The organism is Streptomyces sp. NPDC088732 (assembly GCF_044751205.1).
GTDB lineage: Bacteria > Actinomycetota > Actinomycetes > Streptomycetales > Streptomycetaceae > Actinacidiphila.
Genome location: NZ_JBIVLI010000009.1, coordinates 291,805 through 306,296, shown reverse-complemented (window position 1 = coordinate 306,296; position 14,492 = coordinate 291,805). Strand labels below are relative to the sequence as shown.

The window sequence follows — 14,492 nt, the reverse complement described above, 5'->3', positions numbered from 1 at the left end:
GGTCCGGGGTCACCGCAAGTGCCTCACCGAACCCCCACCGGCCGTCAGTCGCCCCAACGACCTCGGGAGGGGGTGCGCCGGGGTCCGCCCGCTGGGGGCACCTCCCAGCGGTAGCTGGGGGAGGGACGAGCGGCGACCGCGGTACACGAATTGCAGGGGTAACCCGCGAGCGCCGTGGGGGTCCCCCCGGCCGAAGGTTGGGGGAGGACTCCGGAGCGGCGCCGACCCCACAACGAACAGAGCGCGAGGCCCGCACTTACCGCGCCGGGCGCACGGGCGGGAGGGCGGGGAAAAAACCTGACCGGACCGGACGCGAAGCGTCAGGGGCGGCGACGCGGGTCGGGGTCGTCGTCCTCCCGAGGACCCAGCAGCTCGTCCGCCAACGTCGGCAAATCGTCCAGCGGCGTCTCCTCCGCCCACGAAGGCCTCGGCCGCCTCGGCTTCGCCTCCGCCCCCGCCTCGGGCACCGCAGGCAGCTCGCGCGTCCGCTCGTTCCCGTCGTCCTCCGGACGGAAGAAGTCGGAGGGCACGCGCGCGTCCGGCCGGACGGGCGGGATGACCGCCGTCTCGTCGTCCGCGCGGACGGGCCGCAGCACGGCGGTCTCCGCGACATCCGGCTCGGCGGGAACGGCCCGCAGCACGGCAGTCTCCGTGGCGTCCGGCGCAGCCGGTACCGCCGGCAGAACGGCCGTCTCGTCATCGGCCGCCCGCGCCTCAGAAGCAGCAGGCGCGGCAGGCGCAGCAGGCCCGGCAGGCGCGTTCGGTCCCGCCGGCGCAGCCGGCCGCGGCGTCGGGGTCTCGACCGTCACCGTCGTGTCCTCGGCGGCGAGCCGCGCCTCCTCCGCCCGCAGCAGGGCCTCCTCGGCCTTCCGCTGGCGCTCGAGGCGGCGTTCCTCCGCCTCGGCACGCAGGCGTGCCTCCTCGTCGGCCTGGCGGCGCAGGCGTTCCTGTTCCTCGCGGCGGATGCGCTCCTCGGCCTCGCGGCGGACCCGCTCCTCCTCTGCGAGGCGGCGGGCCTCCTCCGCGCGGTGGCGCGCCTCTTCCGCGGCGGCCTCCTCGGCGGCGCGGCGGGCGGCCTCCTCGTCGAGGCGGCGGCGCTCCTCCTCTTCCTGGCGGAGCTTCTCCAGCTGGGCCTGGCGTTCGCGTTCGAGCCGCTCTTCCTCGGCCTTGCGGGCGGCCTCCTCCTCGGCGAGGCGGCGGGCTTCCTCCTCGGCGGCGCGGCGGGCCTCCTCGCGGGCCTCGATCTCCTTCTCCGACAGGGGGAGGATCTCGTCGAGCCGGTGACGGATCACCGTGGTGACCGCCTCGGGCTCCTGCGCGGCGTCGATCACGAGGTAGCGGGCCGGGTCGGCGGCGGCGAGCGTGAGGAATCCCGCGCGGACGCGCGCGTGGAACTCGGCGGGCTCGGACTCCAGCCGGTCGGGGGCCTCGGTGAAGCGCTCGCGGGCGGCTTCCGGGGAGACGTCGAGCAGCACGGTGAGGTGCGGGACGAGGCCGTCGGTGGCCCAGCGGGAGATGCGGGCGATCTCGGTCGGGGCCAGGTCGCGTCCGGCGCCCTGGTAGGCGACGGAGGAGTCGATGTAGCGGTCGGAGAGGACGACGGCGCCGCGCTCCAGGGCGGGGCGTACGACGGTGTCGACGTGCTCGGCCCGGTCGGCGGCGTAGAGCAGGGCCTCGGCGCGGTGCGACAGGCCGGCGCTGGAGACGTCCAGCAGGATGGACCGCAGGCGCTTGCCGACGGCCGTGGCGCCCGGCTCGCGGGTGACGACGACCTCGTGGCCCTTGGCGCGGATCCAGTCGGCGAGCGCCTCGACCTGGGTGGACTTGCCGGCCCCGTCGCCGCCTTCGACGGCGATGAAGAAGCCGGCGGGCGCGGGCGCCTGGGCGGGGTCGCCGCCGCGCAACGCCTCGCGGAGGTCGCGGCGCAGGGGGACGCCCTGGCGGTCGTCGGCCTTGCCGAGGACGAGGGCCGCGACGGGCAGCAGCAGTGCGCCGACGAGCATCAGCGTGTAGGCGGCGCCGCCGTGGTCGAAGGTGAAGTGGCCGTTCTCGACGCGGTGCGGGCCGATGCCGGCGGCGAGCAGGGGCGCGGCGACGACGCCGAGGGCCATGAGGAGCCGGGTGACGGCGTGGAGGTGGTCGGTGGCCCGGCCGCGCCGGGACTCCTCGCTCTCCTGGTCGATGAGGGTGTGGCCGGTGTTGGCGACGACGCCGGCCGCGACGCCGGCGAGCAGGGCCAGCAGCAGCACGGTGGTGGCGTCCGGGACGATGCCGGCGAGCAGCAGCGCGAGGCCCGTGACGGCGACGGAGATCGCCAGCAGGCGGCGCCGGGACAGGCCGGGCAGGATGCGCGGGGCGAGGCGGATGCCGATCACCGGGCCGGCGGTGAGCGCGAGCACGAGCAGGCCGTAGCCGACCGGGCCGCCGCCGAGGTCGGAGGCGTGCAGGACGGCGAGGCCGACGGAGGCCGCGACGGCCCCGGCGACGGTGGCGGTGCCGAGGACCAGCACCGGGATGGACCCGGTGCGCCCGCGGTCCGCCAGCCGCAGCCCCTGCAGCGGGGAGTGGAGCGGGGCGGACTGGCCGCCGGGCAGCTCCAGGAAGTACAGGACGGCGAGGGACGCGGCGAACAGCCCGGCGGCGACGTACGAGCCGAGGGCGACCTGGTGGAGGGAGAACCAGTCGACGCCGACCGCGATGAGGTTGCCGATCAGGGTGATGACAACGAGGGCCGCGGCGGCCAGCGGGAAGGCGACGAAGCCGGTCCGCAGGTCGAGCCGGCGCAGCGCGTCGAGGTGGTCGGGCAGCGGCCGTACCGTTCCTGCGCCCGGCGCCGGGGCGGGCAGCAGCGCGGGGGCGGCGCCGTCCTTGGCGACCGTCCACAGGCGTTCGGCGACACCGGTGACGAAGACGGTCACGAGCAGCCAGGCGCCGGCGTCGTCGGGCACCCAGGTGATCCACAGCGGGGCCACGATGAGGAGGGCGACCCGCAGGACGTCCGAGCCGATCATGGTCCAGCGCCGGTCGAGCGGTCCCTGCGGCCCGGTGAGGGCGCCCAGCGGGCCCAGCAGGGCCGCGCCGAACAGCAGCGTGGCGAGCAGCCGGGCGCCGAAGACCGCCGCGACGGCGAAGGCCGCACCGCGGTAGCCGTCGCCGAAGGTCTGGGTGGCGACGGCGGCCTGCACCGTCAGCACCACCAGCACCAGCAGGGCGAGGCGGTCGGCGACGGCACCCGTCAGCTGGGCACCCCACAGCTTGCGCAGCGGCGGGATCTTCAGCAGCGCCCCGACCGCGCGTTCCCGCGAGTCGGCGGCGAGGTCGTCGGCGAACGTGTCCGTCGGCAGCTCGGATCGCGTCATCTGGCCAGCCTATCGGCAGCGGCCGCACGCGTGACGGGCGCCCGTCACGACCGTTGAAAGGCCGTGACAACCGGCGGCGGGCCGGATTCCGCCGCCGCCGGTTCCCCGGGGGCTATTCCGCGGTCTTCTTCGCCGCGGCCGTCGTCTTCTTGGCGGCGGTCTTCTTGGCCACCGTCTTCTTGGCCGCGGTCTTCTTGGCGGCCGTCGCGGCCGTCGTCTTCTTCGCCGTCGTCGTCTTCTTCGCCGCGGTGGTCTTCTTCGCGGGCGCCTTCTTCGCCGTCTTCTTGGCGGGGCCCTTGGCCCGCTTCTCGGCGAGCAGCTCGTAGCCGCGCTCGGGCGTGATCGTCTCGACGTCGTCGTCACGGCGCAGCGTGGCGTTGGTCTCGCCGTCGGTGACGTACGGGCCGAAGCGGCCGTCCTTGACAACGACGGGGCGCTCGCTGACCGGGTCGGTGCCCAGTTCCTTCAGGGGGGGCTTGGCGGCGGCGCGGCCGCGCACCTTGGGCTGGGCGTAGATCGCGAGGGCCTGGTCGAGGGTGATCGTGAAGAGCTGGTCCTCGGTCTCCAGGGAGCGCGAGTCGGTGCCCTTCTTCAGATACGGGCCGTAGCGGCCGTTCTGTGCGGTGATCTCGACGCCTTCGGCGTCGGCGCCCACGACGCGCGGCAGCGACATCAGCTTCAGCGCGTCCTGGAGCGTCACCGTGTCGAGGGACATCGACTTGAAGAGGGAGGCGGTGCGCGGCTTGACCGCGTTCTTGCCGGTCTTCGGGGTGCCCTCGGGAAGGATCTCGGTGACGTACGGGCCGTAGCGGCCGTCCTTGGCGACGATCTGGCGGCCGGTCTCCGGGTCGGCGCCCAGCTCGAAGTCGCCGCTGGGCTTGGCCAGCAGTTCCTCGGCGAGCTCGACGGTCAGCTCGTCCGGCGGCATGTCGTCGGGGACGTCGGCGCGCTGCCCGGTCTCGCCCTCGACCTCGCCGGCCTTCTCCACGTACGGGCCGTAGCGGCCGACGCGCAGCACGATGCCGTTGCCGACCGGGAAGGAGGAGACCTCGCGGGCGTCGATGGCGCCGAGGTCCTCGACGAGTTCCTTGAGGCCGCCGAGGTGGTCGCCGTCCCCGTTGCCGGCGTCGGCGGCGCCGCCGACGGCCTCGGGGCCGTCGCCCTCGCCGAAGTAGAAGCGGCGCAGCCACGGCACGGCCTGGGCCTCGCCGCGGGCGATGCGGTCGAGGTCGTCCTCCATGCGGGCGGTGAAGTCGTAGTCGACCAGCCGGCCGAAGTGCTTCTCCAGCAGGCCGACGACGGCGAACGAGAGGAAGGACGGCACCAGGGCGGTGCCCTTCTTGAACACGTAGCCGCGGTCGAGGATGGTGCCGATGATCGAGGCGTAGGTCGACGGACGGCCGATCTCGCGCTCTTCCAGCTCCTTGACCAGCGAGGCCTCGGTGTAGCGGGCCGGGGGCTTGGTGGCGTGGCCGTCGGCGGTGATGTCCCGCGCGGTGAGGGCGTCGCCCTGGGCGACGGCGGGCAGCCGGCGCTCGCTGCTGTCGAGCTCGGCGTTCGGGTCGTCGGCGCCCTCGACGTAGGCCTTCATGAAGCCGTGGAAGGTGATGATCTTGCCGGACGCGGAGAACTCGGCGTCGCGGCCGTCGGAGGAACGGCCGCCGACCTTGACGGTCACGGACTGGCCGACCGCGTCCTTCATCTGGGAGGCGACGGTGCGCATCCAGATGAGCTCGTACAGGCGATACTGGTCACCGGTCAGACCGGTCTCGGCCGGCGTGCGGAAACGATCACCCGAGGGGCGGATCGCCTCGTGCGCCTCCTGGGCGTTCTTGACCTTGCCCGCGTAGACGCGGGGCTTGTCCGGCAGGTAGTCCGCGCCGTACAGCTGGGTGACCTGGGCGCGGGCGGCCCTGATCGCGGTCTCCGACAGCGTGGTGGAGTCCGTACGCATGTAGGTGATGAAGCCGTTCTCGTACAGCTTCTGGGCGACCTGCATAGTGGCCTTGGCGCCGAAGCCGAGCTTGCGGCTGGCCTCCTGCTGCAGGGTCGTGGTGCGGAAGGGCGCGTACGGCGAGCGGCGGTACGGCTTGGACTCGACCGAGCGGACCGAGAAGGCCGCGCCCTCCAGGGCGGCGGCGAGCGCGCGGGCGGCGGCCTCGTCCAGGTGCAGGACGCCGGCGCCCTCGCGGAGCTGCCCGGTCGACCCGAAGTCGCGGCCCTGGGCGACGCGCTTGCCGTCGACGGAGCTGAGCTTGGCACCGAAGGCGCCGGGGTCGGTGGCGTCACCGGTCCGGCCGGTGGCGAAGGTGGCCGACAGGTCCCAGTACTCGGCGGAGCGGAAGGCGATGCGCTCGCGCTCGCGCTGGACGACGAGCCGGGTGGCCACGGACTGCACTCGGCCGGCCGACAGACGCGGCATGACCTTCTTCCACAGGACCGGCGAGACCTCGTAGCCGTAGAGGCGGTCGAGGATGCGGCGGGTCTCCTGGGCGTCGACGAGGGTCTGGTTCAGCTCGCGCGGGTTGCGGACGGCTTCCTGGATGGCGTCCTTGGTGATCTCGTGGAAGACCATCCGGCGGACCGGGACCTTGGGCTTGAGGACTTCCTGCAGGTGCCACGCGATGGCCTCGCCCTCGCGGTCCTCATCGGTGGCGAGCAGGAGTTCGTCGGACTCCTTCAGCAGGTCCTTGAGCTTCCTGACCTGGGCCTTCTTGTCGGCGTTGACAACGTAGATCGGCTGGAACTCGCTGTCGACGTTCACGCCGAGCCGCGCCCACGGCTGGCCCTTGTACTCCGCCGGCACTTCGGCGGCCCCGTTCGGGAGGTCGCGGATGTGCCCGACGCTGGCCTCGACGACATAGCCAGGGCCGAGGTAGCCCTTGATCGTCTTCGCCTTGGCCGGCGACTCGACGATGACGAGTCGGCGGCCGCCGCCCTCTGCGGTGTCGCGGGTCGGGGACAACTTCGCTCTTCTCTCCGGGTCGAAGGTGGTCTCGCTGCGGAGTGTGACCGTACATCCCGGTCCCGTGTCAAACGGGAAAAGTCCGCAACGCCACTCGAACGGTAACCCGACAAGCGTCCTGTCTGCCGCACGGACTGCCAGCCATGCCCGTTTTGTCCAGCTCAGAGGGTCAGGAACAGCCAGACCCCGACGAACAGCGAACCGATCGCGAAAAAACCGGCCACGGCCGTGCCCAGCGTGCCGGCTCCCGGCGTCACCGGCTCGTCGCGCACGGCGCGGGTGACCGTCCAGACCAGCAGGGCCGCGCCGAAGAGCGCGAACACCGCTCCGGCGAAGGCTCCCGGCACGGTTTCCATGTCCATGACTTCCCGCACCTCCTGTGTCCACCCGGTCGGGCGGACACCCGCCCCGACCCGGAGAATCGCACGCCCCGGGGTCCACCGGGCCAATCCGCGGTGAACTCACGGCCCGGCGAACTGGCCGGATCCTTTCGCTCCCGTCCGCCGCTCCGCGCTCCCCGCACGCTCCCCCGCACCCGCCGCACCCGCCCTGACGTTCTTGACGTGGCTGACAAGATGGCGGAAACACAGACCGTCTTCTCGTAGGGGGAGCCCGAAGATGTCCGACCCGAACAACCCGTACGGCCAGCCCAAGCAGGACGGTTACGGCTATCCGCAGCAGCCGCCGGCAGCCGGCCCCGGCCCCTACGGCCAGCAACCCGGGTACGGCTACCCGCAGCAGGGCGGCTACCAGCAGCCCGCCTACGGCTACCCGCAGCAGGGCGGTTACACCGGCGACCCCAACGCGCCCTACGGGTACGACCCGTACGGCCGCCCGCTGTCGGACAAGTCCAAGGTCGTCGCGGGGGTGCTGCAGTTGCTGCTCGGCGGCCTCGGCATCGGCCGCTTCTACGTGGGCGACGTCGGCATCGGCATAGCCCAGCTCCTCACCTGCGGCGGGTTCGGCATCTGGTCGCTGATCGACGGCATCCTCTACCTGACCAGCAACGACCGCACCGACTCGCAGGGCCGCCTGCTGCGCAGCTGAGGACGACGATGACCTCCATGACGTTGCACCGCCTCAAGGCCGTGGCCGGACGACCGGCCGCGGCCCCGCTGGCGTCGCTGGCCGCCGGCATCGCCGGCGCCGCGTACCTGTGGGGCACCGACCCCCACGAACACGGCCACTGGCTGCCCCGATGCCCCCTCAACTGGGCGACGGGGCTGCTCTGCCCGGCCTGCGGGGCGACGCGCATGGTCTACGACCTGATGCACGGCGACCTCACCGCGGCCTTCCACGACAACCGCCTGCTCCTGATCGCGAGCCCGGTCGGCCTCTATCTCTACGTCCGGTGGGTGGTCGAGGGCCTGCGGGGGCGCTCGTACCACCCCGAACTCCACCCCCGCGGCCAGATCGCGGTGCTCGCCGTGGCCCTGGCCTGGGGCGTCGTACGTAACGCGGTATGACAACGCGGTGATCACGTTTTCGTGACGTCTGTTGACCACTGGGGCAGATGTGCGAATTCGATGCTTGGATGTGGCTCATCCGCGGCGGGGGGCCGGATCCGATGATGCGTGCGCTCCTGCCAGTACGTCCCCATGCGCAAGGAGCACGTCCCATGGCTACGCCCACCCCTGACGCCCCGTTCGGCTTCGACCAGGCCGGCCGCCCGCTGTCCGACAAGTCCAAGGTGACCGCCGGCCTGCTGCAGCTGTTCCTGGGCGGTCTGGGCATCGGCCGCTTCTACACCGGCCACACCGGCATGGCCATCGGCCAGCTCGTCACCCTCGGCGGCTGCGGCATCTGGTCGCTGATCGACGCGATCCTCTTCTTCACCAGCAACGACCGCACCGACGCCAAGGGCCGCGTCCTGCGCGGCTGATCACTCCGCCGCCGTACGGCCCGCGTCCGCGTCCGCCTGCGGACGCGGGCCGTTCGCACAGATCACACCGGCTTGATGAAGCCCTGCTCCACCAGCAGCCGGATCGCCTCCGGCGTACGGTCCCGCAGCACCACCGGGTCCTCACCGAGCAACTGGGCGATGGCGTCCAGGATCCGGCCGGCCGACAGCGTGCCGTCGCAGACGCCCGCGAAGCCCGCGCCCACCGTGTCGACCCGGGTCGCGCGCCGCATGCCGCGCTGCGAACGCAGCACGACGTGCTCGGGGTCCTCGGCACCGGGCATGCCCACCTGCTCCTGCACCACCTCGTCCGCCAGCCGGAAACGGGCGTCCAGCAGAGCCGCGTCGTCATGGCCCCGCAGGAAGTCCTGGCGGCCGAACCACGCCTCGATGTGCGGGCCGAGCGGCTGCTCCACGGGGTGCGGCCACTCCTCCGCGACCACCACGGGCCGGTCCGAGCCGGACTTGCGCACCGTGATCCAGCCGAAGCCGACGCCCTTGGTCTTGCGCTGCTCGAAAGCGTCGAGCCAGGCGTCGTAGCGGGCCGCGTACTCCTCCGCGCCCGCCAGGTGGTCGCCGCCGTCGCGCAGCCACAACTCGGCGTACTGCGCGGGGTCCTGCACCTCGCGCTGCACGATCCACGCGTCGCAGCCGCGCGGCACCCAGGAGGCGACGCGGTCCCGCCAGTCCTCGCCCTCGGTGTGCTCCCAGTTGGCGAGCAACTGGAGGTGGCCGCCCTCGGTGAGGTGGTCGCCGGCCTGCTGGACGAGGGTGCGGCACAGGTCGTCACCGGCCATGCCGCCGTCGCGGTAGGTGAAGCGGCCGCCGGGCGAGATGACGAACGGCGGGTTGGACACGATCAGGTCGAAGCGCTCGTCGCCGACCGGCTCGAACAGGCTGCCCTGCCGCACATCGGGCTCCGGGGCACCGGACAGCGCGAGGGTGAGCCGGGTGAAGTGCAGGGCGCGCGGGTTGAGGTCCGTCGCGGTGACCCGGGTGGCGTGGCGTGAGGCGTGCAGCGCCTGGATGCCGGAGCCGGTGCCCAGGTCGAGCGCGTTCGCCACGGACCTGCGCACGGTGATCCCGGCCAGCGTGGTGGACGCACCGCCCACGCCGAGCACCAGGTCCGCCCGGTCCACGCCGGGCGCCGTGCCGATGCCGCGCACGCCCCGCGACCCGCCCACGGCGCAGCCGAGGTCGGAGACGATCCACCAGTCCTCGCCGTCGTCACCCCCGTACGGGCGTACGTCGACCGTGGCCCGCACCTCGTCGCCGTCCCGCACCAGCCAGCCGCCGGCGACGGCGGCGTCGAGCGGGAGCACGTCGCGCAGCCGGCCGTACGGGACGGGCTGCTGGAGCAGGAAGAGCCGCACCAGGCTCTCCAGCGGGCTGCCGCCGCGCGTGGCGCGCAGGGCGGGCACGGTCTCGGCGCGCGACAGGGCCGCGTAGGCCGTCGCGCCGAGCAGGTCCAGGCAGCCGTCCGCCGTGAAGGCGGCGGCACGCAGGGCGTCCCTGAGGAGAGGGGCGCTGTCGGGGGCGGGCAGGGGCGGCGGGGGCGGCTGCGTACTCACGCAGCCATTGTCACCCCCGGCGGGTCGCTCACCCGCCCTCGCGCGCTCAGGAACTCGCCGGGGCGGAGCCGGACTCCTGGCAGCCGGGCTGCTTCGCCATGGCCTGGCCGACCTCGCCCTTGCGGAGTGTGTCGAGTGCCTGCTCACCGCTCTTGCTGACCTTGGCGAGGTTGTCGGAGACGCCCTTGAGGCCGTCGGCGAACTTCGCCTGGTCGTTGACCGGGATCTTGTCCATCTGCCGGCGCAGGTTTGCGTACGAGGTGGACAGCGAGTCGAGGTCGCCGACCGCGTCCTTCCTGAGCTGGGCGCCGTTGTCGACAGGCGGGTCCCCAGCCTTGTTCACGATCTGCGCCAGCTGCCGGTAGGCGTCCGAGATCTGCTGGAACGCGCTGGAGTCGGCCCGCCTGACCTCGATCGGCTTGCCGTTGCTCGGAGTGTTGCTGATCTTCGTGTTGGCGTCGTTGATCTGCTTCACCTGGGTGGCTGCCTGGGTGCAGACCGTCTTCGCCCAGGTGTCGAGCTCTTCGTTGCCGTTGTCACCGCATCCCGCCAGCGTCCCCGTCGCCAGGATCAGAACCGTAGCGGGCAGTGCGGCCGCGAGTTTCTTCTTCACGGCCCGGGAACCTACACGGCCCGTGCCCACGGACCATATCCGCTCCGCACGATATGTCGATCAATGACCCATATGAACCAGAAAGAGGGTGAGGGATCTGACGCGAATGCGGGCGGCGGGCGCCATCCTTGTGGATGACGCCCGCCGCGCCCGCACGGTTCGTGCCGGATTCAGCTCACTGCGCGTCAGACGGCCGCCGTCGCGGACGGGTCGGCTGATCGCTTGGCGGACCCGGAGTCCCCGCCTTTGTCGTCGACGTCGTCGTCCCCGACCGCGATACCGCGGCGCTTGGACATGTAGACGGCGCCGACGATGACCGCCAGCGAGACCACCGCGACGCCGACGCGCACGCCGACGCTGGCGTCGTCGCCGTAGGAGAACTTGACGACGGCCGGGGCGATCAGCAGCGCCACCAGGTTCATGACCTTGAGCAGCGGGTTGATCGCGGGGCCCGCGGTGTCCTTGAACGGGTCGCCGACGGTGTCGCCGATGACGGTGGCGGCATGGGCCTCACTGCCCTTGCCGCCGTAGTGGCCGTCCTCGACCATCTTCTTGGCGTTGTCCCAGGCGCCGCCGGAGTTGGCGAGGAACACCGCCATCAAGGTGCCCGCGGCGATGGCACCGGCCAGGTACGAGCCGAGCGAGCCCACGCCGAAGCAGAAGCCGACCGCGATCGGGGCGAGCACCGCGAGCAGACCCGGCGTGGCCAGCTCGCGCAGCGCGTCCTTCGTGCAGATGTCGACCACGCGCCCGTACTCGGGCTGCTCGGTGTAGTCCATGATCCCGGGCCGCTCGCGGAACTGCCGGCGCACCTCGAAGACGACCGAACCGGCCGACCGGGACACGGCGTTGATGGCCAGTCCGGAGAAGAGGAAGACGACAGCCGCGCCGAGCAGCAGCCCGACCAGGTTGTTCGGCTGCGAGATGTCCAGGTCCAGCCACCGCAGATCGCCCGCCGAGACATTGGCGTCCCGGACGGCGGTGTCCACGGCCTCCTTGAAGGAACCGAAGAGCGCGGTCGCCGCGAGGACGGCGGTCGCGATCGCGATGCCCTTGGTGATGGCCTTGGTGGTGTTGCCCACCGCGTCGAGGTCGGTGAGGACCTGCGCGCCCTCGCCATGGACGTCCCCGGACATCTCGGCGATGCCCTGCGCGTTGTCCGAGACCGGGCCGAAGGTGTCCATCGCCACGATCACGCCGACGGTGGTCAGCAGGCCGGTACCGGCCAGCGCGACCGCGAAGAGCGCCAGCCACACCGAGGCGCCGCCCAGCAGGAAGGCGCCGTACACCGACAGGCCGATGAGCACGGCCGAGTAGACCGCCGACTCCAGGCCGATCGAGATGCCGGACAGGATGACGGTGGCCGGTCCGGTGAGCGAGGTCTTGACGATGTCGCGCACGGGCCGGCGGCTGGTCTCGGTGAAGTAGCCGGTCAGCTGCTGGATGAGCGCGGCCAGCACGATGCCGATGGCGACCGCGACCAGCGCGAGGACGCGCGGGTCACCGGAGTGCGAGGCGATGTCGCCGGGCACGTTCTTCAGGTCCGCGTACGTCGAGGGCAGGTACGCGAACGCCGCCACGGCCACCATCACCAGCGAGATGACGGCGGACACGAAGAAACCGCGGTTGATCGCGGTCATGCCGCTGCGGTCCTTGCGCCGGGGGGCCACCGCGAAGATGCCGATCATGGCGGTCAGCACACCGATCGCCGGGATCAGCAGCGGGAAGGCCAGTCCCGAGTCACCGAAGGCGACCTTGCCGAGGATCAGCGCGGCCACCAGGGTGACGGCGTACGACTCGAACAGGTCGGCGGCCATGCCCGCGCAGTCGCCGACGTTGTCGCCCACGTTGTCCGCGATGGTCGCGGCGTTGCGCGGGTCGTCCTCGGGGATGCCCTGCTCCACCTTGCCGACCAGGTCGGCACCGACGTCGGCGGCCTTGGTGAAGATGCCGCCGCCGACACGCATGAACATCGCGAGCAGCGCGGCGCCGAAGCCGAAGCCCTCCAGCACCTTGGGCGCGTCGGCCTTGTAGAGCAGGACGACGGCGGAGGCACCCAGCAGGCCGAGACCCACCGTGAACATGCCGACCACGCCACCGGTACGGAAGGCGATCTTCATGGCGCGGTGCGAGACGGTCGTGAGATCCGCCGCGGGCTCACCCTCCGACGGGGTGGCGGCCCGGGCGGCTGCCGCCACACGGACGTTGCTGCGCACCGCGAGCCACATGCCGATGTAGCCGGTGATCGCCGAGAACACGGCGCCCACCAGGAAGAACACACTGCGGCCGATGCGCTGCGACAGGTTGTCCGCGGGCAGCAGCATCAGCAGGAAGAACGCGGCGACCGCGAAGACGCCCAGGGTGCGGAACTGCCGTGCGAGATAGGCGTTGGCCCCCTCCTGCACGGCAGCGGCGATCTTCTTCATGCTGTCGGTGCCCTCGTCGGCACTGAGCACTTGACGGACCAGCACCACGGCGAGGCCCAGTGCGGCCAGGGCGACCACCGCGATGACGATCACCAGATTGCGGTTTCCGTCGGTCAGTACGGGCGATGCGGCCAGTGGTTGAGCGATGTCCTGCAGGTGAGGGGTAAGTGGCCCCGCCATTCGTCCTCCTTGACGTTTGGCACATGGGCGCGCGGCTTCGGCGACTTCGCAGCCGCGACACTCAGGCTTGTGAGCTGAGCAAAGATGGACGGATTGTAGGGAGCCCAACTAGATCAAAACAGGGCGCAGGAACCGAATTTCGCCGCCACCAGGGAATAGCAAAGCCCCTCACCCGCAGATATCACCGGAAAAGGTGAACAGTCCGCGGGTAAGTGGATCAACAGGAAGAGTGAACCGGGACGCCGGCGAGACCGCCGCACTGACCTGCGGCGGAGGCGTTCGGGCAGCCGTCGCGGGGCGTTTCCGGATGCGACACGGAACGCCCGTTCGACACATGCGCGCGGCGGCGCCGGAATGCCGCGGGGCCCGTGACAGGGCGGCCCGCGGCGGGAACGCTAGAGCGCGACCGGATTGAGCGGCCAGCTCATCCGAATGACGTCGCCGTACTCGCCGGAGACGACCTCGACGTCGTCGACGAGACCGCTGATGACGGCGAGACCCATCTGGCTCTCGTCCTCGGCCTCCGAGGTCTCGGAGGAATCCACGCCGTCCGGATGCGGCACCGGGTGTTCGGCGGGCCCGTCGGTGCGCGCCGCGGGAACGGAGGCGCCGGAAGCGTCCGAACCGGTGACGGAGGAACCGATGGCCGAGCGATCCGAGGCGTCCGAGGGATCGGGGCCGTTGTCACCGACCTCGATGGTGAACTTCTTCTCCTCCTCGGTGAGCCGCACGTGCACGGGCCGGTCCTCACCGCTTCCGCGGTGCAGGCTGACGGCCCGGCTGCACGCCTCACCGACGGCGAGCCGGACCTCGTCGAGGACGGCCTCGTCCACCCCTGCCCTGCGGGCTACCGCAGCCGCCACCAGTCGTGCGGTGCGGACGTGCTCCGGCAGTGCGCTGAAGAGCAGTTCAACGGTGGGCATGGCCTCCCCCTCGTGCCTGTGGGCAAGCAACACTGGGGCCCGGGCGTCGGCGTCGCCCGGTGCCCCGCGGTCCGGCGTCGGCCGTCAATCGGTCGCCGCGACGGCCTCGTCGACCGAGGTGTGAATGGGAAACACCTTGGTCAGGCCGGTGATACGGAAAATCTTGAGAATGCGCTCCTGGTTGCACACCAGGCGCAGCGAGCCTTCATGCGCGCGAACCCGCTTGAGCCCGCCGACGAGCACACCGAGCCCGGTCGAGTCCAGGAAGTCCACGCCTTCCATGTCCACGACCAGGTGGTAGCTGCCGTCGTTCACGAGTTCAACCAGCTGCTCACGCAGCTTGGGTGCGGTGTACACATCAATCTCGCCGCCGACCTCGACGACCGTACGGTCGCCGACGGTTCGAGTCGACAGGGACAGGTCCACGGATCCTCCAGCACCTTGCATCGAGCGGTCGCCCCCCATGGATCGGCAGCCGCGATGGCATTCAATCACTTACCAGCGGGCATGCACGACGCCTTACGGCGATTGTCCGTCATGCCAGTGACACACTGA

At 71.7% G+C, this 14,492-nt stretch carries 11 protein-coding genes; 3 read left to right on the top strand and 8 right to left on the bottom strand.

Annotation, left to right across the window (positions count from 1 at the left end):
- Positions 1–320: 320 nt before the first annotated feature.
- The 3 genes from tmk to ACIP9H_RS18000 all read right to left on the bottom strand — a co-directional run bounded on the left by tmk (position 321) and on the right by ACIP9H_RS18000 (position 6,686).
- The gene (gene tmk / locus ACIP9H_RS18010; protein ID WP_401959732.1) at positions 321–3,359 is read right to left on the bottom strand and encodes a dTMP kinase; all 3,039 of its coding nucleotides are present in this window, start codon (positions 3,357–3,359) and stop codon (positions 321–323) included.
- A gap of 112 nt (positions 3,360–3,471) precedes the next feature.
- Positions 3,472–6,324 (bottom strand): type I DNA topoisomerase, encoded by a 2,853-nt coding sequence (gene topA, locus ACIP9H_RS18005; RefSeq protein WP_401591549.1) that lies wholly within the window; start codon positions 6,322–6,324, stop codon positions 3,472–3,474.
- Positions 6,325–6,485: 161 nt separating this feature from the next.
- A complete protein-coding gene (locus tag ACIP9H_RS18000; RefSeq protein ID WP_401591551.1) occupies positions 6,486–6,686 on the bottom strand; it encodes a hypothetical protein in 201 nt (66 codons plus the stop codon).
- A 256-nt stretch (positions 6,687–6,942) separates the two neighbouring features.
- Between ACIP9H_RS18000 and ACIP9H_RS17995 the strand changes: the two genes are divergently transcribed.
- The 3 genes from ACIP9H_RS17995 to ACIP9H_RS17985 all read left to right on the top strand — a co-directional run bounded on the left by ACIP9H_RS17995 (position 6,943) and on the right by ACIP9H_RS17985 (position 8,206).
- Positions 6,943–7,371 carry an NINE protein gene (locus tag ACIP9H_RS17995; protein WP_401591553.1) on the top strand — a complete coding sequence of 143 codons (429 nt, stop codon included), beginning with the start codon at positions 6,943–6,945 and terminating at the stop codon, positions 7,369–7,371.
- A gap of 8 nt (positions 7,372–7,379) precedes the next feature.
- Positions 7,380–7,790, top strand: a complete 411-nt coding sequence (locus ACIP9H_RS17990; protein WP_401591555.1) for a DUF2752 domain-containing protein — start codon at positions 7,380–7,382, stop codon at positions 7,788–7,790.
- A 152-nt stretch (positions 7,791–7,942) separates the two neighbouring features.
- The gene (locus ACIP9H_RS17985; protein ID WP_401591557.1) at positions 7,943–8,206 is read left to right on the top strand and encodes a TM2 domain-containing protein; all 264 of its coding nucleotides are present in this window, start codon (positions 7,943–7,945) and stop codon (positions 8,204–8,206) included.
- Between the two features lie 62 nt (positions 8,207–8,268).
- Here ACIP9H_RS17985 and ACIP9H_RS17980 read toward each other — a convergent pair whose 3' ends face one another.
- From ACIP9H_RS17980 to bldG, 5 genes are all read right to left on the bottom strand, one after another.
- Entirely contained in the window at positions 8,269–9,795 is a 1,527-nt protein-coding gene (locus tag ACIP9H_RS17980; RefSeq protein ID WP_401959729.1) for a methyltransferase, read from the bottom strand.
- A 46-nt stretch (positions 9,796–9,841) separates the two neighbouring features.
- The gene (locus ACIP9H_RS17975; protein ID WP_401959727.1) at positions 9,842–10,408 is read right to left on the bottom strand and encodes a small secreted protein; all 567 of its coding nucleotides are present in this window, start codon (positions 10,406–10,408) and stop codon (positions 9,842–9,844) included.
- A 185-nt stretch (positions 10,409–10,593) separates the two neighbouring features.
- Positions 10,594–13,014, bottom strand: coding sequence for a sodium-translocating pyrophosphatase (locus ACIP9H_RS17970; protein WP_401959726.1), 2,421 nt, complete (start codon positions 13,012–13,014; stop codon positions 10,594–10,596).
- A gap of 395 nt (positions 13,015–13,409) precedes the next feature.
- The gene (locus tag ACIP9H_RS17965; RefSeq protein WP_401591565.1) at positions 13,410–13,937 is read right to left on the bottom strand and encodes an ATP-binding protein; all 528 of its coding nucleotides are present in this window, start codon (positions 13,935–13,937) and stop codon (positions 13,410–13,412) included.
- An 84-nt stretch (positions 13,938–14,021) separates the two neighbouring features.
- Complete coding sequence (gene bldG / locus ACIP9H_RS17960) at positions 14,022–14,363, bottom strand: anti-sigma factor antagonist BldG (RefSeq protein WP_018562186.1); 342 nt, start codon at positions 14,361–14,363, stop codon at positions 14,022–14,024.
- Positions 14,364–14,492: the final 129 nt, after the last annotated feature.